The organism is Bacteroidales bacterium (genome assembly GCA_035299085.1).
GTDB lineage: Bacteria > Bacteroidota > Bacteroidia > Bacteroidales > UBA10428 > UBA5072.
The window spans coordinates 20534-39067 of sequence record DATGXG010000047.1; the positions used below are offsets into that span (position 1 = coordinate 20534).

At 40.5% G+C, this 18534-nt stretch carries 15 protein-coding genes; 2 read left to right on the forward strand and 13 right to left on the reverse strand.

Features of this window, described 5'->3' with window-relative positions; genetic code table 11:
* Window positions 1-20: 20 nt before the first annotated feature.
* From VK179_15685 to asnB, 11 genes are all read right to left on the reverse strand, one after another.
* On the reverse strand, window positions 21-1841 hold the full coding sequence (locus tag VK179_15685; GenBank protein ID HLO60191.1) for a trypsin-like serine protease: 1821 nt from the start codon (window positions 1839-1841) through the stop codon (window positions 21-23).
* 12 nt (window positions 1842-1853) lie between these two features.
* Window positions 1854-2591: a hypothetical protein gene (locus tag VK179_15690; GenBank protein HLO60192.1), complete on the reverse strand. Its 738-nt coding sequence runs from the start codon at window positions 2589-2591 to the stop codon at window positions 1854-1856.
* The gene (locus VK179_15695) at window positions 2581-2850 is read right to left on the reverse strand and encodes a hypothetical protein (GenBank protein HLO60193.1); all 270 of its coding nucleotides are present in this window, start codon (window positions 2848-2850) and stop codon (window positions 2581-2583) included. Before VK179_15695 ends, VK179_15690 begins: the two co-directional genes overlap by 11 nt.
* Window positions 2843-3013, reverse strand: a complete 171-nt coding sequence (locus VK179_15700; protein ID HLO60194.1) for a hypothetical protein — start codon at window positions 3011-3013, stop codon at window positions 2843-2845. Before VK179_15700 ends, VK179_15695 begins: the two co-directional genes overlap by 8 nt.
* Window positions 3014-3015: 2 nt before the next feature.
* Window positions 3016-5151, reverse strand: a complete 2136-nt coding sequence (locus VK179_15705; GenBank protein ID HLO60195.1) for a hypothetical protein — start codon at window positions 5149-5151, stop codon at window positions 3016-3018.
* An 11-nt stretch (window positions 5152-5162) separates the two neighbouring features.
* Window positions 5163-6188, reverse strand: coding sequence for a hypothetical protein (locus tag VK179_15710; GenBank protein ID HLO60196.1), 1026 nt, complete (start codon window positions 6186-6188; stop codon window positions 5163-5165).
* Window positions 6189-6206: 18 nt separating this feature from the next.
* Window positions 6207-8174: a hypothetical protein gene (locus VK179_15715; GenBank protein HLO60197.1), complete on the reverse strand. Its 1968-nt coding sequence runs from the start codon at window positions 8172-8174 to the stop codon at window positions 6207-6209.
* A gap of 26 nt (window positions 8175-8200) precedes the next feature.
* Window positions 8201-9505: a S8 family serine peptidase gene (locus VK179_15720; GenBank protein HLO60198.1), complete on the reverse strand. Its 1305-nt coding sequence runs from the start codon at window positions 9503-9505 to the stop codon at window positions 8201-8203.
* A gap of 159 nt (window positions 9506-9664) precedes the next feature.
* The gene (locus VK179_15725) at window positions 9665-9883 is read right to left on the reverse strand and encodes a LuxR C-terminal-related transcriptional regulator (protein ID HLO60199.1); all 219 of its coding nucleotides are present in this window, start codon (window positions 9881-9883) and stop codon (window positions 9665-9667) included.
* A 282-nt stretch (window positions 9884-10165) separates the two neighbouring features.
* Window positions 10166-10639, reverse strand: a complete 474-nt coding sequence (locus VK179_15730; GenBank protein HLO60200.1) for an Lrp/AsnC ligand binding domain-containing protein — start codon at window positions 10637-10639, stop codon at window positions 10166-10168.
* A gap of 74 nt (window positions 10640-10713) precedes the next feature.
* On the reverse strand, window positions 10714-12381 hold the full coding sequence (gene asnB, locus VK179_15735) for an asparagine synthase B (GenBank protein ID HLO60201.1): 1668 nt from the start codon (window positions 12379-12381) through the stop codon (window positions 10714-10716).
* 210 nt (window positions 12382-12591) lie between these two features.
* On the opposite strand from asnB, the gene VK179_15740 reads away from it, so the two are divergent.
* Window positions 12592-13650: an alpha-L-fucosidase gene (locus VK179_15740; protein ID HLO60202.1), complete on the forward strand. Its 1059-nt coding sequence runs from the start codon at window positions 12592-12594 to the stop codon at window positions 13648-13650.
* A 1-nt stretch (window position 13651) separates the two neighbouring features.
* On the opposite strand, the gene VK179_15745 is transcribed toward VK179_15740, so the two are convergent.
* Together VK179_15745 and VK179_15750 are read right to left on the reverse strand one after the other, a co-directional pair.
* Window positions 13652-17086, reverse strand: coding sequence for a hypothetical protein (locus VK179_15745; protein ID HLO60203.1), 3435 nt, complete (start codon window positions 17084-17086; stop codon window positions 13652-13654).
* A 144-nt stretch (window positions 17087-17230) separates the two neighbouring features.
* Window positions 17231-17641 (reverse strand): hypothetical protein, encoded by a 411-nt coding sequence (locus tag VK179_15750; GenBank protein ID HLO60204.1) that lies wholly within the window; start codon window positions 17639-17641, stop codon window positions 17231-17233.
* Between the two features lie 403 nt (window positions 17642-18044).
* Here VK179_15750 and VK179_15755 point away from each other — a divergent pair, with 403 nt between their 5' ends.
* Window positions 18045-18455 carry a hypothetical protein gene (locus VK179_15755; GenBank protein HLO60205.1) on the forward strand — a complete coding sequence of 137 codons (411 nt, stop codon included), beginning with the start codon at window positions 18045-18047 and terminating at the stop codon, window positions 18453-18455.
* Window positions 18456-18534: the final 79 nt, after the last annotated feature.

An 18534-nucleotide genomic window follows, 5' to 3' on the forward strand; every position in this document is an offset into this window, starting at 1 on the left:
TATTAATTGGTTATTAGATTCTATGCCAGCCATTTTATTACCTGGTTTACTATACTGGCAGTCATCATTACTCCAAAATTGTTTGTTCCTGATGAATTTGTGATGGAGCCATTATGTATTCCCACAAGGATTTTCTCTCCTTTACTATTGTCATTCTTCCAGATCGGAGACCCGGATTGCCCTTCGCCGGTATCCATCGTATGCAAAAAGACAGGATCATCATTGGGGAAAGCCTGGATCATTCCCATAGCTCTCCATTGTTTTCCCAACTGGGTATTGGGAAGGTCATGCGGGTAGCCTGCTGTTTCTACAGGTACACCTTTAATAATGTCGGGAACGAGCGTGGTCATATGCGTGTTTCCCCCTGTAGCCGGGTCACCGAAATGCCCTAAGGGTTGATTATTAAGTAAACCGAATTTTTTGAATCCGATATCTTCATTCAGCACAATGACAGCAAAGTCATTATGCCTGTTATTTACGTTTTGAGCAGATGACCATGCCGGAAGAATTAAATACTTTGTCGTGATATAAGACCCGAATGGCTCATTTCCCACACCGTTGGATCCTGGCGTTATTTTTACTTTGACTGCCTTTTGCCATTCGTGCTTATTGGTTCCTCTTGTGTCGATAAAATTTTCCACCACATGGGCAGCCGTCAGAATATGACGGGGACCTATGAGCAAGCCGGTTCCCGGAACAAAGGCTATTTCATTGCCCGTATCAGGATGTTTGAAGGTCGGTTCTATTTTGCATATCCAACGGAAAGGTATGGCAGCAGTATCGTTTACGACCGTTCGATCATCCGGCTGATTGACATTTTTACCCAACGATAAACCGGACTGCTCATTGTTTCCATCATCCAGGATGGCAGTTGGGTTTATATCCTCACTTTGAGATTTTGAAGCTTCTCTGGCATCATCCGCCATTTTTTTTGCATTGTCGACAATGGAATGTTGAATGTCGCTGGCTTTTTGCCTGATTTCATCCATATCCTGAATAAACTCTTCATTGCCGGTTTTAAGATCAGGAACAACTTTATTGCCGGTTGTATTCTTTATCTTGTTTTTGCTTTCTTCCTCATAATCGAATAACCGGTCAAAATCGGAAAAACGGTTATCCAGTTCCATGGTTCCCATGTCATACGCATTGGCATATTGCATACTTTGTGCAATGCGGTCAAATATGGCATGTTCATTTTTAAATTCAGGTTGTGGCGTCTCTTCACTTTGCTTTTTTGAAGTTGTTTGCGGAGGGCGGGAATTGGGGTTATTCAATTGATCGCGGGTAACTGTTTGCCGGGTTACCGGGTCATAAAGTTTTTCCCCGTTCAGAATGGATTTCATATCAGCCAGCAATTCATCTTCCGATATTTTAGGCTTCTTTTCCTCGTCAACATACACGACAGCCACCGGTTCTTCAGCAGATGTTGCGGAAGCATAAACAGGAGCGGCTGTACTTTCTGAATTATTGCCTTCCCTGAGGGGATTCAACACATCCACCTGAAGATCGCTTACCGGATTGCTTTCAACCGGCGGGACCATTTCAAAAGAAACATCGGTTATATCCGCTGGTTGCCAGCCGGTTGAAGCCATGCTTTTGGAAACCACATACTCTTCAAACCGGGGTTCTTCAACAGAACTTTGTACCACATATTCTTCAAGGGGCTTTGTATCCTGAACAAGTACTTCGCCATTGTCAAAACTTTTTGATACAACAAGAGCCTTGTTTTTATGATGATGAAATCTGTCATGAAACTTATATGTTCTTTCCTGCGGAGGTTTGCCATAGTAAGTGGCTATCATGTCGTCATACGAAGTGACTTTTTTTCTTGTCTTCTTCATAACTGGTTGCAATTAGACTTTAATGTTTAATTTCATAATGGCAAATGGATCAAACGTTATCACAAGTTCATTGGTATTGCTGATGCCATGGGATTTGTCAAGCTGTATTTCAATTTTATCTTCGCCGTGGGACCTGACTTCAGCCAACGCCTGATTCACCACCGCCACCGGTTTGAATTTCGGATCTACTGCAAGGTTTTTTCCGGATACAACCAGGATCGGTTTTTTATTATCATCCACTGAAAGGCTAACTGATTTTACAATGGGTGGATTTGTATTTCTTCTCGATTTCTGGATTTGGTTGGCTAGCCGGGTATAATCAATTGTGTTGTCAGAGGCTTTACCCAGGTCGACTTGTTTGTTTTCGATTTGTTTAATGTCGTCAACTGACGTAACACCCATTTTCCGCAGCTGCTTTTTAGTTTTTTTGTCGACATCAATATCATCTATATTGATATCCTTTTTCAATCCCGGTATCTTACTCGTAGCTCTCACCTGCTGATCCGTGATGGAACCTAATTGTATGGTCACTTTCGATGCACCTGTTTGTCCGGGTTGGGCAGTTACAAACTTTACCTGCTCACCATCGTAAGTGGGGAAAATATTGATGTCCATCGCCATGTCCTTTACCGTATAGGTTAAAGGTTTGTTGATGGCTTTAATGGCAAGCGTTTCCCTTGTTTTGTCGAGCTCAACCACAAGAGAGTCGACAAAATCTTCCAGGTTCCATGCAGTATTTTCAGTTGCCATCAGTATCGTTTATTTTTTTCATATTCAACGAAATGCTGTGATACAACGGCCGAAATGTAGTAGGCACCCTGTATATCGGCGGCACACTTCCAATCCTTATTTTTCCGTTTTCATCCGTGAAAACATCCAGCTCGATTGGCGTGCTTACATCGAAAGCATATATGTAGGAATGAATACCCTGATCATCGGTATAGATCTCTCCATTTATATCGATAATGCTTTCGATCATTTTGCTTAATGGTATAAAGGCTTCATCCATTTGGATTGTTTTTTTTCTTTTCCTGAACCGGCGTAAGCATTACCTTTTCATTGAAGTCAATAGCAAATCCCTGGAAAGAATATTCGGACGAGGGTTTGCCGGTTTCTTCCTTTTCATCACTGTCCCAGGCCTCGCTATAGGATTGCGAATACGTGTCGTACATAATTAATTCGATTTAATGCCAATGATTCGTGCAGAAACAGGAAGCGGAAACTGGATGGTTTCCTCCTCCACTTCCGTAACCACACCGGATTCATTGATGGTTTTTACTTTATTGAGTTTGCACGAAAAAAGCTTCAGCACCGGCCCTACCCATATCATTCCCCGCTGAGAAGCCTTACCTTTGAGTTTTGCATGGTAAATACATTCAGACGCGTTGTTTTTCATGAACATTGCATTTTTCAACGGGTCCAATTTCTCACCGGGCAAAACGGGTTGTTTATCCCAAAGAGTGCACAGCTTATTGAGCTCGTCCATACTGATTTCCAATCCGCCTTTCATGCGGCCTTCCTGCTTATCGGTGAGGCTTTCCTTATCATCCGCGCCTTTCAACATTTTTGTAGGCATCAAACCATTGGAATCATGATTGGCAGTAAGCCTGAAATCATATTTCAATGTCGCATCCAATTCCCACATGTATTTTTTTTGATCGGGATTTTTTTGATTGATCGAATCCAGCAGCGGAGATTCCCATATTTTGTTCCAGAAAGCCCTGTATGTTTTCATGTCGGTAAGTTCACGTTCCTCCGATGCGGGCTTGCCCTGCTCTTTCAAAAAATAATTTCCTGCAAAAACAATCTCGGTTGAACCCAGCGCTTTTATTTCTTTTCCATTTTTGTTTAGCCATCTTATTTCTGTAAATACCATTAAGTTCGTGTTCAGAGGCAGTACGGCAATTTCTTCTTTTGAAAAACTGAAGGACAACATCGTGCCGGCAGCCACGTTTTTTTGCCTGAATTTTTTTTCCATCAAAGGCTTTGCGCCTTCGGCTTCCTTGAAATAAAATGTAATAATGGCCTTTGGTAACGGAGATTTCGGGGCAGGCTCAGGTGCATTCAATTTTATTCTTAAAGTAACCGGATTGTTTTTGCTATACACTGTCCTTTTCAATCCGCTCCAATCCGAAAGATTTCCTGTTTCAAAAGAAACCACGGTGCTGGTGCTGAGTGATGCAGACATGTATGGGTAATCGGATGAATCAATGCTTAAGGAAGAGGCTTTTGCCGTTTCCGGCCACGGGTTGAACTGAGCGTCTGAAGCCTGCTGTAACAGGGCTGCCAATTGTGCTTTTGCGGCATTTGCCTGTTCACTTTGGCTTTGTAGAAGCTGCTCAAGGATTCTCCGTTTGTTGGTATCGGCAAGCAGATCGGTTATAAGCTTGTTGTTTTGGGCCTGTTTTTGCAGTTTTTGCTGGTTGACTGCCGTGAGCAACTGTGGCAATACCTGAAGTACCGGTCCGGCAAGAGTACCAATCAACGCATCGTCAATACCAAAAATAAAGGGGTGGGAGAATTCCTCCTGTTCTGCACTTACAAAACGGTTGTCATTCCCATTGACTGAAAGCGAAAGAGACTTAGCACCACTTTTTGAAGCGTCATTTCCGGTAGCCGGCTTGGCGTCGGGGGTTGAAGTTGGTGTCGTCCCGGTAAGTGCAGGCAATCCATGCAGCAACACATTCAGAATTGTGTTCCACGAACCTGCAGGCAGCAATTTTGTCAATGGATTTGCTTCTCCATTCACTTTACCCGATCCGTTTTGAGCACCGGCTAACAAATCCTGCACAACAGGAGCCAGCGTTTTTATGATATTCAGGATATCTAAGGATTGGGGAGATGAATAATTGCCATTGTTTTTTGACATGTCAACAAAGCGGCAATCTTTAAAATTCATATCTGAACTCGTTGTATCACCTGTCATAGCCTCTGCATTTATTAATGAAAGCGATAGTAAATAATCAATGCCAATCGTATTTTTCAATCCTACCGGAACTTTCACCATGCGGGAAAAAGCCGGTGATTTCCCTTCGGCATTTTTATAACTGAATAGCTGGGCATAGCAATTATCCCTGTCAAAATAGGAGGAGGGGATCAGTATCTCCTTACTGGTATTCAAAAGATAATCCCCACGGTCCTCATGATGCAATGGTGTGCTGTGTCCGACTTCGTCAATCCATTTCAATCCATTTGTCTCAGCAAAGCTTTTTCCCACTTTAATGCGATAGAATGGATTGGTACCTGTATCAACCCGGAACCTTGCTCCTTTTTTTTCAAAGGCAATAAATTCAAGAATGGCTAGAGCCATATTTCTTTAATTTATTTTACTCCGGCCGGTACACCTCCAGCGGGTAACTGGCCCTGTTGCGGTTTCAGTGCAGCCACACCCCCATCGGCATACATATTTGCAAAATTGTCAAGCTTAAAGTAATCGGTCTTGAATTTAATATTTACGTGACCTTTGAGTGTTGCAGACAGGTCGTCCGTTGCCTTTTTATCTGAGGAGTTCACCTGAATATTGGTATTGGTCATATTCATGCTGCCGCTTGGACCGCCGAATATTGATCCCATCAATCCCCCGCCATATTCCAGGTCAACCGATGTGACATTCACGTTCTGATCGTCGTGATGCGCCTTACTTTCTCTCGTGGCATGCATGGTGAATTCGACAGCGGCATCAATTTCGCCTTTTTCCACTACCAGTCTGGTCACGCCCATCAGTAAAACTTCACGCAAGGCAGCCCTGTGCTCTTTAGCCATTTCAATTTTTGCATCAATGATGTGCTTCTTCACTTCGGCATCCTCCATGTCAGCTTTTTCATTGTCTGCATTGACTAATTCCATAGATCCGTCAGGCTTCTTTGTCAGATTGTATTTATCAGGATGTTTTTCAATTAGTTTGCCAAACGTATCATCATCCTTCACTTTTTTTATAAATTCGGCTGAAGACTTGGTAGCTTCTTTCATCAGCTTAATGTAACTGTCCGTTTGCACTTTCATTACATGAAGGTTGGCATCAAAGACAGCTTTCAGTAAATCTGCCACAAACTTCGGAAAATCAACAGAATCAACCAGTTCTTTAAAGGACCTGGTATCTCCGCCAAATGAAGGGTCATAACCTTTATAACCCATTTCCTTGCCACTGTCGGTTGCCATGGATTGTGACACACCCCGTTTACTCATTTCCTTCACCATGTACTCATCTACAAGCGACCGGTATAAATTTTTCTGATCCTCAACCGGCAATGTGCTGAATGACTGGCTTCTGGAAAGAACCTGTTTCGCTTTATCCCGGGCATATTCTTTTATGGAAGGCATTACTTCCGTCAAGGTCATTTCATTCATAGAGGTTAGTTTTTTGAATTAGAAATCCCACTCATCATTGCCCGCCTTTGCAGGTTGCTGGTCATGTTCAGGCTTTTTATAGGCGGACGAGGGATGCTCCTCGTCTTCATCTTCTTCCTGCCGTTTCTTTTTTTCAAGCCTGATATCGTGAGGCAATGTTTCCTGCAATATGCTTTGCGTGGTAATAAAAGCATCTACATTGCTGATGAAACCTGAGAAGCTGGCATCATCTTCGAAAGAGGATGGATTGTACTCTGCAATGGATTTGAGTATGGTCTGTCCCAACTTGGCCTTATTGTACAGCACTGTAGATTTGGGTCTTGAAGACTTCATAGCTGAATACAAAGTTTCCACTACACGCCACCAGGTACCGCTTACAGGCACTACCTGCCGTGTGACTTCCGGATGCATAAGGATATTTTTAATGACAAAATTCAACTCATCATAGATCAGGGGCGTTATCACATTAGCCATGCCGCTGCAATGCGTGGATAAATTATACTGCAGATCTTCCACGGCCTGCATGACAGTCTGACGTGAAACGTAATTAACAGGATTCGGACTTTCCTGTGCCCTTTCAATATATTTTGCAGATTCGAACATCAAGGTTTTCCAAAGTGTTGAGAATTCATCATTCACAATCACATCCTGGGTAGTTCTGGCATTTCCGAAATTGAACACCTGCTTGTAAAACATTTGTCTCTCAGCCGGTCGTGTACGATCGAGCAACCTGCCAGTGTCCACATCGGTAAACTTATTCGAGAAAACGTACTGCTGAAGATTTTCGCGCAGCCGGTGATCCTGAATTTCAATGCCGCCGCGGATAAGGAACTTATGAGTGAAATAGTTCACCACGCCAAAAACATCCAGCTCATCACCCAGCACCATGCAGTAAAACAGCTGGGCTGCACATTTTACATTCGATACACTGATCTGAACGGCAGATGCACTGTCTTCGAAAAATTCCACGTCAAAGTCCTTATCCGATTGCACCGGATCTGCCACTGTATCATCAGCAACCATTGAAGTTCCTTTGATCTGGGAAATAAAGAGCGGAATAAAATATTTAGCGTTTTTCGGGGTGATATTGTATATTTTCTTATAGTTTTTCAGGTATTTAACCAGCAAAGGTTTTATTTCCTCATCAATATTACCGATTCCGGCTTTTTCGATAATATCCATTTGTTCTCCACTGAAAATATAATCATCAATCACTTTTTGCAGGGATACTTTAAAGGAAGCCGAAGAAATAGAAAGTTGTGAGGAAGTGATTTTTTGAATAAGGGGATGTTGATCATTATTATACGTTACCTTAGTGTTTTCAACCTCTGCCTCTGCAATGTTCAACGATTCGCTTTTAATGAAATTACGTGCAGCGCTTACTACAGCATATTTGACTATATTGTTTACCCCTTCTTTGTGAGTGCGGACAAAGTTGATGAGTCCGTTTACTTCCGAAATGCCTCTTACAAAAAAAGCATAAGCAATGAGATAATCAGAAACGTTTTTGAAGGATAAAACTGCTTTGGTATTATACTCATAATAATTCCAGTTCAAACTGCATTGATTCTGGAAATCGTATTTCAGAGAAGCAAGCATATTGGTTTGGTCAATGCAGTCACCAATTGTTAAAAACTGATTGCTTTGTTTTTCTGAGTTATTATATAAATCATTTAATATTCCGGTATTTTCAAACCTGTCCTTTGTTGTTTTCTTTGCTAATAATGGTTTGTGCAACTCGGAAATAAGATTTAATGATGCATTTTCATGCTCATTTTCCAGGATTGCCGATTCAATTGTAGTTTCTTCAGTACCTGGTTTAGTAAGTTCCTTGACTGAAAAAAGGCGAAGCCCGAGTAAATTGTCCAGCTCCTGAATTTGCTCTTTAATTTCCGGGGCAATGTCTGCGGTAAAACCATTGGACGTGATTAATGGTCTTCTGATTTTAAAGGCTGAAGCACCATTTGTAAGAATATTGGTTACCATATTTATTATTTTTAAGTTTTAAAAATTCAGTTTACCATATAATCAAGAAGTTTGAATGCATCCGCGAGATTGATTAATCCATAACCCGCTCGCTGGTCCCGAAGCCGGCTATTGATCTTGTCTGAAGTAGATTTTAAAATGAATCGTATCTGTTCATTTCCAAGTTTTTTTCCTTTTTTAAGAGCATAGGATTTCAACAAGCCTACCATGCCCGTTACAAAAGGAGAAGCCTGTGAGGTACCTGATGCAAAAGCATAGCCGTTATTGGTGAACGAGCTGTACACGTTCAATCCAGGAGCTACCACCGTAATATTTGCACCATAAGAGGTAAAAGTGGTTACATTACCGCTGTCATCCACTGCGCCAACAGCTATAACCCCCGGCAAAGCGCCCGGGTAATATTTTTCTTCAGTACCATCATTGCCACTGGCAGCTATAATACTGACATTTTTATGAAGTGCATAATCAATGACTTCCTGATGCGGCAGTCCGCCACCTGTATGCCTTATTCCTAAACTCATGTTGATGATGTCTGCACCCTGGTCCACTGCCCACTTAATTCCATTGTTGATATTGTCTACAATTCCGGCACCTACCAGTTTGTCACCGCTCTTCATGGTGGCAAGTACACGTACGGCTAAAATTTTACAGTCGGGACAAACCCCTTCATCCATTTGCAGCCCTTTTGCAGCAATAATGCCCGAGACATGAGTACCATGGCCTACTACATCCACCGGCCAATCTTCGTATTGTTTTACATCACTGATGAATGCAGATGTATCAAGGCCTTCGAGATTTACAAAGTCTGAACGCCTTACAATTTTTCCTTTGAGTTCTGGATGGTCAGGGTTTACACCTGTATCTAAAACAGCAATTGTAACAGAAGATGTTCCTTTGGTAAGAAGGTGGGCATACGGTAAGTAAATCAGTTCACCCGGCTTTTTAACGGCTATGGATGCCTGTTGGGAAATCTGCGCAGGAATAGGGGCCTCACCGATAATTAATTCCCTTACATCAACTATATGTGGTAATTTTTTTATTTCATTGATAAAGTTTGAAGGAATAGAATAATCTTTCTGGAGAATAATGCGGTAAAAACAATCCAGACCGATAAATAATTCTTCATCCGTCCATGTGCCCTGATGATCACGGCCGTATTCCTTACTCAGCCAGAATTTAAACTGATAAGAGTCAAACAGTGCATCGAATTCAGGGAAAAAAGTGTCGATCATTTTGGAGCGATCGGTCAACATTTCTTGCCAGTGCAGTGGATGGACAGTAAGTTTGTCCTTGAATTCCTTTTCAATCCTCGCAACAAAATGGTGTTTCACAATTATGTCAGTATTAAAGTTATCATGATGAAATATCCATCAAAAATCACTTTGCCATTCAACCTGGAACTTTTAAGAAATTCTCAATTACAACAACAGTAATCTTATTCAAAATTCCCTATTTCATTTTGTCTGAACAATACAAGTTTCCTTGTATTTTTATATCTCCGGACTAGCATTCAAACTGATTTGTTCAAGCGTATTTACCGCATTGATCAGCTTGTGCGTGCCAAGTTTGTGATGAATATTTTTCCTGTGTGTTTCCACAGTAAAATAACTCAGGTGCAATTCTTCTGCGCATTCACGGCTGGTTTTCCCAAGGCGGAACAACTGAAGAATCTGGGATTCGCGTTTTGTAAGTATAGAATTGTTATCCATGGCTTTTTGCATTGAAACATTGATTACAATAATCCTGTGAAAGTGGAAAAACAACAAACAGCAATAACGAAAAATTATCGGGGAACGATAATTGAGATTTAATGGTTAATCAACGACAATTGTAACTTGTCATTATAGATAGAAGGTCAACAAAGTTTTTTGGAGAATGTTTATTTTCGGAAACCGGCAGTTCATTTTTTCACCACCAGCGTGGCTATTGAAATATGGTATGTATTGTAAAAACAACGCTCACAGGTCTTCGACGCTGTCAGGTTTTGCATTTCACTCCTCTACCAGGAAAGGCATTTGCCTGTCAATTAAAACATCAAGCGAAACAAAGGTTTCGGTGCGGGAGACACCGGTTATGGATTGGATTTTATCGGCGAGTATTTTTCGTAAATGTTCATTATCGCGACTGTACACTTCAACAAACATGGCCCATTGTCCGGTAATATAATGACATTGCGTGATTTCAGGTATTTCAACCAATTTCTCAGATACGCTGTTAAACAAAGCGGCATTATCTAAGAAAATCCCAACAAAAGCACAGGTTTTGAAACCAAGCATTTTAGGATTCACGTTGTATTGCGAGCCACTGATCACGCCTAATTTGATCAACCGCTGAACACGTTGATGGACGGCTGCGCCTGAGATATTGCATGCCCGGGCTACTTCAAGAAAAGGTATCCGGGCATTTTTAGTAAGGATAGAAAGTATTTTCCGGTCCAGACTATCAATCTGAAAGTTGTTTTTCATTTTTATCAATCAAAAATTAAATATATTAAATATTTCGCCTGAAATATATTCAATCTGTAATTGATACGTAACAATCATTTATATGCCTGTTCATGAACCGTTTTAATAGACCGGCCTGATGGATCATTCATGTTTTTAAATGCGGCATCCCATTCGAGAGCTATAGGTGTACTGCAGGCCACAGAAGGAACTGACGGCACGCATAAGGCAGCTTGCTCTGATGGGAAATGTTCGGTGAAAATCGAGCGGTAATAATACTCTTCTTTATTCAGCGGCGGATTAACGGGGAAGGTTTCCTTTACTTTCTCCATTTGTTCATCGCTAACCATACGGTTTGTCAGTTCTTTCAGCGTATCGATCCAGTTATAGCCCACTCCGTCTGAGAATTGTTCCTTCTGTCGCCATGCAACGCTTTCAGGTAAAAGATCTTCAAATGCTTTTCGCAAAATCCACTTTTCCATTTTGCCATTACCGGCCATTTTATCCTTTGGATTCAGGCGCATCGCCACATCCAGAAATTCCTTATCAAGAAAAGGAACTCGTCCTTCAACACCCCAGGATGCAAGAGATTTATTGGCGCGAAGGCAATCATACATATGAAGTTTGTCGAGTTTGCGTACGGTTTCTTTATGGAATTCTTCTGCATTCGGAGCTTTATGGAAATAAAGATACCCACCAAAAATTTCGTCCGCACCTTCGCCTGAAAGCACCATTTTGACACCCATTGACTTAATCACACGCGACAGCAAATACATCGGCGTGCTGGCACGAATGGTAGTCACATCATACGTTTCAACATGATAAATAACGTCCCTGATGGCATCAAGACCTTCCTGGACTGTAAAGTGAATTTCATGATGAACCGTACCGATGTGGTCCGCTACTTTTTTGGCTGCCGCCAAATCAGGTGAGCCTTTCAATCCCACAGCAAAGGAGTGTAGTGTCGGCCACCATGCATCCTGGGTGCTGCCTGTTTCAATACGTTTAGCGGCAAATTTTTTGGCCACTGCCGAAATAACGGATGAATCAAGTCCACCGGATAATAATACGCCATAGGGTACATCGGACATCAGCTGCCGTTGAACCGCATCTTCCAAAGCTTTGCGAAGTACACTGATGCTGGATTCGTTATCTTTAACCGCATTGTAATCCATCCAGTCGCGCTTGTACCATTTTACGGGTTTACCATCAGGACTGAAATAATAATGTCCCGGCAGGAACTCTTCAATCTTTGAACATTTACCTTCAAGAGCTTTCAGTTCAGAAGCGACAAAGTAGGTACCCTGTTCATCCCAGCCCTGGTATAGAGGAATTATTCCTATATGATCGCGGCCAACAAGGAAACAGTCTTTTTCAGAATCATACAGAGCAAAGGCGAATATACCGTTCATATCTTCCAAAAAAGCAGGACCTTTTTCACAGTATAACGCAAGGATTACTTCACAATCGGAGTTTGTAAGGAATTCGTATTTCCCTTCAAAATGTTTGCGGATTTCCTGATGATTATATATTTCACCGTTAACTGATAAGACCAGCTTACCATCTTTACTGAAGAGCGGTTGCTTACCGGATTCCGGATCGACAATCGACAGGCGTTCATGAGCCAGAATGGCCTTGTCATTTGAAAAGATACCGGACCAATCCGGTCCGCGGTGCCTTACTTTCCTGGACATTTTTAAAATTTCAGCACGAAGATGGGCTTTCGGTTCCTTAATATCAAAGGCACAAACAATTCCACACATGATTCAATACTTTAGAAGTTTATTTATTGATTTCTGATCTTTTTATACAATCTGTAATTAATTATTGCCATTTACTTTTAATATGACACATATTTGATGCAAATATAATCAGTATTTAAATATTATGGTTGATTTTGTTATAAATTGTTTTAAAGTATGCTTAATTTTCAGAATTTCTTATCTTAATAGGATTAAATACACCATATCAGAATGAAGACAATCTTGCTTGCAGCTTCACTATTTATTCTTGAATGCTTTACATCATGTCAACAAGAAAACAAAGAATCGATGCCTGCCGGAGAAAAAACAGCCACTATTGCCGATTGGGAGAATCTCCGTTTCGGAGCGTTTGTACACTTCAATGACAACACCTTTATCGGGAAAGAGATATCTCAGAATATAAATCCCGGAATTTTCAATCCTGATCAGATTGATTTTCCGGGAATGATGGAGACCTTTAAAAAAGCAGGAATTAAGTATGCCGTGCTTACTTCACGCCATACTTCAGGTTTTTGCCTGTGGGACAGCAAAGCAACCGGTTTTGATGTGGCCAGCAGCGGCTTTCATGAAGATGTAGTGAAGTTATTCGTCGACGCCTGCAGAAAATACAATATCAAACCATGCCTCTATTATTGTTTATGGGGAGGAAAGGACTGGAACCCGGCTGGCTGGAATCCAATAATCAGGGATGAACTCAGTAAGACCTCACCAAAAGAAATTATAAAAAGCCAGCTCAGTGAATTGGCAACTGATTACGGAACTATTTCCGAATTCTGGCTCGACATGTATTGCTGGTGCGACACCACCCTTTCGGAGCAGGAAATCTACAGTCTGCTTAAAACAAAAAATCCCGGAACTGTTGTACATTTCAACCAACATGTGCAGGATGGAACCACGATCCGGTATTTTCCAACAGACATCCTGAACGGTGAAGAAAGGTTACCACCTGAAAAAGGGCACAATTGCACCAGAATAGTTGACGGGAACCAATACTATCTGCCCTTTGAATACGAGATCACTTCGCAGCGTTGTGACAGCCTTTCGCTGGGAAACGGGTTAATGAAGGGCTCTGTGTGGTTTACCTATCCGGGTAGCCGGTTTTATCCTGTGGACAGTTTATATAACTATATCAAACAAAGCTATACCCGTGGCGGAAGCAACATTCTGTTGTCCACAGCACCGGATAAAACAGGTTCTTACAGAAAGGAAGACAGGGATAGTCTTTTAAAACTGGGGAATTTGATTCGAGGCTTTTGGTTGGACCGATAAATTAGAGGATTACCAGTTTTTTTGATATTACTATTCCATCATTTACCAGTTTGATAATATAGATGCCGTCTGAAACAGGCACTCTGTTTATTCCCTTTGCAAGATTCATTCCTTCTATTAACCGGCCATCTATAGCAAAGACAAATAATTGCGTATTATTATCACAGGTAATCTGCAGGATATGCTTAAATACACATATTTCGGGAGTGCCAACCTCAAAACTACCAGTTGGAATACCCGGAACTATTTTAATATTGGTTGTTTTCAAGGCATTTGACCCTGAAAAATCAGCAAAAACAGTATTTGTCATCTCACAGAATATACTGTCGGCTAATGCTTTTGTGAAAACGAATTTTCCGTTTTCATAAGTATAATCAATATCCGGTAAAAGAGGTTTATGATGGATTGTTTGCCACAAATAAACAGTACCTGTGCCATTGACCATATAATGACGGCTGAGATCCAATTCAATTCCTGTTTCCAAAACCTGTGGAATTGTAACCTCTATTTGCGGGGCATAGGAGTAAAATGTCCAGCCATCTTTCCGTAAAGGAAGGGTTGAGAAATTTAACTGATTGCCCTCACACAACAATTGTTTCAAATTTTCATTATACCCGAGATTCAATGAATCAATATTGTTATACCTGCAGGATAGCATCTCCAATTCGGGTTCATTTTCTGTATCCAGCGTTATTATCTTATCGGAATCACAGGTAAAATGAGTAATACCTTTCCCAAAAATCCGTATAGGATTATAACCATTGCGCTTACCTTTAATTGTGGTGGGTGTTGAATTAATAATTCGTTTAAAAGGCGTTCCGTTCCCAAAGTCAATCTGGATAGAAGTAGAATCTTCACCGGCTTGAAATTTAAAAACAAGGTCATACCCGGTAACATGTGAAGTAGTCAAAATTATATTCTCCCCTTGCCATATGATATTTGTATTGGTTGTTTTAAATTCAAAACTATCCCTGAAATCCGGGAAGATGCTATTTGTCATTACACAGTAAACACTGTCATGTGGGTTTAGTAAGAAAACTGTACGGCCCTCAAGAACTACATAATCAGTATCCTGCTTAAGAATTTCACCCTTCGTTGTCTTCCATTGATACGTTGTGGGATATCCGCTTACATAAAGAAATTTACTCAAGTCTGTTTCTTTACCGGCATCAATTGTTTTAGGAATAGTAACCGGTTGCTGTGGTGCATAGGAATAAGCATTCCACAGCGTATCCTTCAGAGGCAGCGTACAAATAGTTAATCGGTTTCCTTCACAGTTTAAACGGGTCAACGCGTGGTTACGGGAAAGATTAAGACTGGATATGTTATTGTACCTGCATGATAGTTCCCTTAAAGCACTGTCATTTTGGGTGTTCAACGCAGTCAGCCGATTCGAATCACAAATAAAGTGTGTGATTCCGTTGCCAAATATTTTAACAGGGTCGTTACCCGTCAATTTTCCTTTAATTCTTGTGAGTAAAGTATCACAAAGGGTATCCTTTATAAATTGGCCGTCGCCAAAATCAATCAAAACCGGCGTGCTGTCATGTTCTGCCTGAATGCAGAAAGATATTTCGGAGCTAATATCACCGGATGTAATCATATACAAATCTGCATTTTGTCCGGCAATTTTGATCTTTCCTGTTTTCAGCCCTCCTGTATTGGCAAAATCAGGGAAGGCTGCATTTGTCATTTCACAATAAACGCTGTCACCAGGTGCAAAAAGGAAGATCGTTTTGCCGTTTTTCAGCCTGTAATGAAGATCTTTTATAAGCACTTCACCAGATGTTGTTTTCCAGGTATACTGAGTTGTATCTTCATTAACCGACAACTGATCGGATAAATCCATTACTTCTCCCATCTGGAGCTCGCCTGGTACAGGAATATCTTGTTGAGGTGCATAGTTGTAACTTATATCTTGTTTAACGGGAAGTGAGGTGAATTTAAACCGGTTAAGGGTGCAATCCATTTGTTTCAGGACCAGGTTGTGGCTGATATCGAGATATATAAGGTTATTATTCATGCAGTATAAGGAAGCAAGTGTGTGGTTAGTTGTAAGAATTAGTGTATCCAGGAGATTACCAGAACAATTAAGTACATCCAGGAATTTTAACCCGGTTAAATTCAGTTTAGTCAACAGGTTGTTTTCACAAGATAAGCTACCGAGTTTAGTGTTTCCGGTTAAATCTAAAGAATTAAGTTTATTATCGCTGCAAATCAGAATATTTAAAACCTGGTTGCTTCGCACATCGAGATCAGACAACAGGTTATTTCCACAGTTAAGTTCCAGTAATCCTGAATTATCAGAGACTTCCAAATGACTGATTTGATTGTCGTTTAAGTACAGATATTGAAGCGAACCAATTGCACCCGGTTTAAAAACCGATATTAAATTATCGAACGCCAATAATGTCCTCAGTTCATAGTTATTACTTACATCAAGAGTTGTCAACCGGTTATATCCGCAAGAAATGTAATATAGTTTTGGATTATGCGAAAAATCGATTTGATTTATTTGATTTACGCTGCAATTCAGTGTAGTTAAGAGCGTATTGTTTGATATATCAAGTTCGCTGATGTTGTTATATCCGCAACCCAGGTTTATAAGTTCAGTATTCTGGCTGACATCCAAAGAGGATACCTGGTTGTTGCCGCATGTCAGGCTTGAAAGTAAAAGGTTATTGGTGACATTCAATGAATGAATGTTATTTGCAGAACAATTTAGTTCGGATAAACCACGAGCACTGCCAGTTTCAAGTGAAGTAAGCTGGTTATTACTGCAATCAAGAACTTTAAGTGCAGAATCCCGGCTTAAATCCAGATTTGTCAGATTATTATGTTCACACCTGATATTCATCAGTTGAGAATCACCCGTAACGTCAACATAAGATAATGCGTTATAAGAGCATTCCAGCGTAGTCAGAAAAGGCTTATTACTTACATCCAGTGTATCCAGTTGATTATATGAACAGGCAAGAAGTATCATCCTGTCGTTCTTGCGAACATCGAGTTTATCGATCTGGTTACCCATACAGATCAATGTTTCAAGCCTTGTGTTATTGCTTACATCGAGTGAACCTATTTGATTATATGAACAATACAGATAGTTAAGCACTATACTGTTTGAAACATCGATGGAAGTAACCTGCTGGCCTGCACATGCGAACAATACTATTGTCGGCGCATACCATTTAACGGTTTTATTCCCGGCAACAACCCCTTCAATAACAGAAGTGTACGAATGAATTGTTTTATTAACAAGGATGCCATCACCGAAGTCTACCTGGACAACGGTATTGTCAGACAGTGAAGAAACCTCAAATCGTAATTGGGAACCAACTGGTTTCGATGTTGTAACTGAAATAGTTGGAGTTTGACCCCCTGCCATGTAAAAGGGATAAAGAAGAACTCCGAAGAGAACTGCTTTGAAAGTCATTTGTAAAGTTTGTATCGGCCAGTGTAACAATTATACCTGGTAAAACGAAAGTTACTATATTTCATTGACATAGTTTATCGTCACCAGACTATTTCAATATGTCGCTTTATATTCGTTGTGCCAGATTTGTATAATTCATCAAGATCAGGAACCAATCCATTTCTGTGCTTCATCCAGGGTCGAAAATGCCTTGATCTGAAATTGGTTATCCGTTCTCTTATTGGTATAGTCAACATAGAAGTTGACCGCCAGCCTTCCAAAAACGCTATAAGGCAAAACAAACGCTACTTTCTTGGCCCCAAAGCCGTATGCCCTGTCGTTTACATTGGCATTCAGCCAAATGAGATCATCCGGTTTCACAACTTTCAGCTGGCGGGTGTCATTAATCCGACCCAGGTTGGGAATCGACTTGATTTTCTCCTCCATAAAATCCATTCCTTTTACAAATGGAATTCGCCATGAATCACCTGACAGGTACCTCAATGGTTTCCAGATGATTGCCGGAATTTCAGGTACAAATTCCAAACTTACATTTGAATCTTCAAGTATTACCATGGACGAGAATATTGGTTTATCGGGTGCTTTCCAAAAATAATATTATTCCGGCCAATAATGAAAAAAATAGCCGGAGCTTAAATATATTGCATAGTAACCTTATATAGACACTATTTATATATCACATATAAATCTTCTTCTAATTGCAGTGCTTTAAAGAATTATTCTTTTTAAAGACAGTATTTTTAGGATGCCGGGAATTATTTAACCCAAATTGTAAAAAACATTAAAATTCTGACTTTGTTGTAACCATGTTATAAAAGACTTATCTTCTTTCTTTGTTATATATCTCAACCCACTGCCAATTATAGTTCTTCAATTGTAAGTTATTCGGCTGACAGATTTTGGCTGTCGATTTTTATTTTCTAGTATACTATGTTTAAGAAATTAATCGGAAACTTTTATGAAAAAACTATACCTTCTGATTGCCTTCATTCCTTATTGTCTATTAGGATTTGCAGGAAATCATGAATCGCGGGTTGTCACCAAAGACAGTGCTTACGTGGGCAAGAAATTTATTATCGGGGAAAAACAGGCAAAATTAATATTAAATAATGGGACCAAAATTTCATTCCCACTTGAACAAATAGTCTCCTATTCATCCAATGGTAAAGAATTTAGAAAACTACCCTTGTATGTAGATGGTAAGCCCACTAATCAACTGGTTTTTATGGAGCTTGTCAAGGTTCAGGATAACCTGAAACTTTTCAGGTACTGCAAGTCAACTTATTGTCCTTATTCAAAAGTCGTTACCTACTTACTATTTGATGGTGCCGGTTTAAGCCTCGCATACGAAGATAAAACACTACCTTGAATCAATGCGGCTTAAGCATTGGTTGCCAGAAAGCACGGATATGGTGCAATTAATTTCAACTATTAACGCAACCAATAAG

Coding starts and splice junctions, on each gene's coding strand:
- VK179_15685 (HLO60191.1), bottom strand. CDS start 1,841: ATGAAGAAGACAAGAAAAAAAGTCACTTCGTATGACGACATGATAGCC.
- VK179_15690 (HLO60192.1), bottom strand. CDS start 2,591: ATGGCAACTGAAAATACTGCATGGAACCTGGAAGATTTTGTCGACTCT.
- VK179_15695 (HLO60193.1), bottom strand. CDS start 2,850: ATGGATGAAGCCTTTATACCATTAAGCAAAATGATCGAAAGCATTATC.
- VK179_15700 (HLO60194.1), bottom strand. CDS start 3,013: ATGTACGACACGTATTCGCAATCCTATAGCGAGGCCTGGGACAGTGAT.
- VK179_15705 (HLO60195.1), bottom strand. CDS start 5,151: ATGGCTCTAGCCATTCTTGAATTTATTGCCTTTGAAAAAAAAGGAGCA.
- VK179_15710 (HLO60196.1), bottom strand. CDS start 6,188: ATGAATGAAATGACCTTGACGGAAGTAATGCCTTCCATAAAAGAATAT.
- VK179_15715 (HLO60197.1), bottom strand. CDS start 8,174: ATGGTAACCAATATTCTTACAAATGGTGCTTCAGCCTTTAAAATCAGA.
- VK179_15725 (HLO60199.1), bottom strand. CDS start 9,883: ATGGATAACAATTCTATACTTACAAAACGCGAATCCCAGATTCTTCAG.
- VK179_15730 (HLO60200.1), bottom strand. CDS start 10,639: ATGAAAAACAACTTTCAGATTGATAGTCTGGACCGGAAAATACTTTCT.
- asnB (HLO60201.1), bottom strand. CDS start 12,381: ATGTGTGGAATTGTTTGTGCCTTTGATATTAAGGAACCGAAAGCCCAT.
- VK179_15740 (HLO60202.1), top strand. CDS start 12,592: ATGAAGACAATCTTGCTTGCAGCTTCACTATTTATTCTTGAATGCTTT.
- VK179_15745 (HLO60203.1), bottom strand. CDS start 17,086: ATGACTTTCAAAGCAGTTCTCTTCGGAGTTCTTCTTTATCCCTTTTAC.
- VK179_15750 (HLO60204.1), bottom strand. CDS start 17,641: ATGGTAATACTTGAAGATTCAAATGTAAGTTTGGAATTTGTACCTGAA.
- VK179_15755 (HLO60205.1), top strand. CDS start 18,045: ATGAAAAAACTATACCTTCTGATTGCCTTCATTCCTTATTGTCTATTA.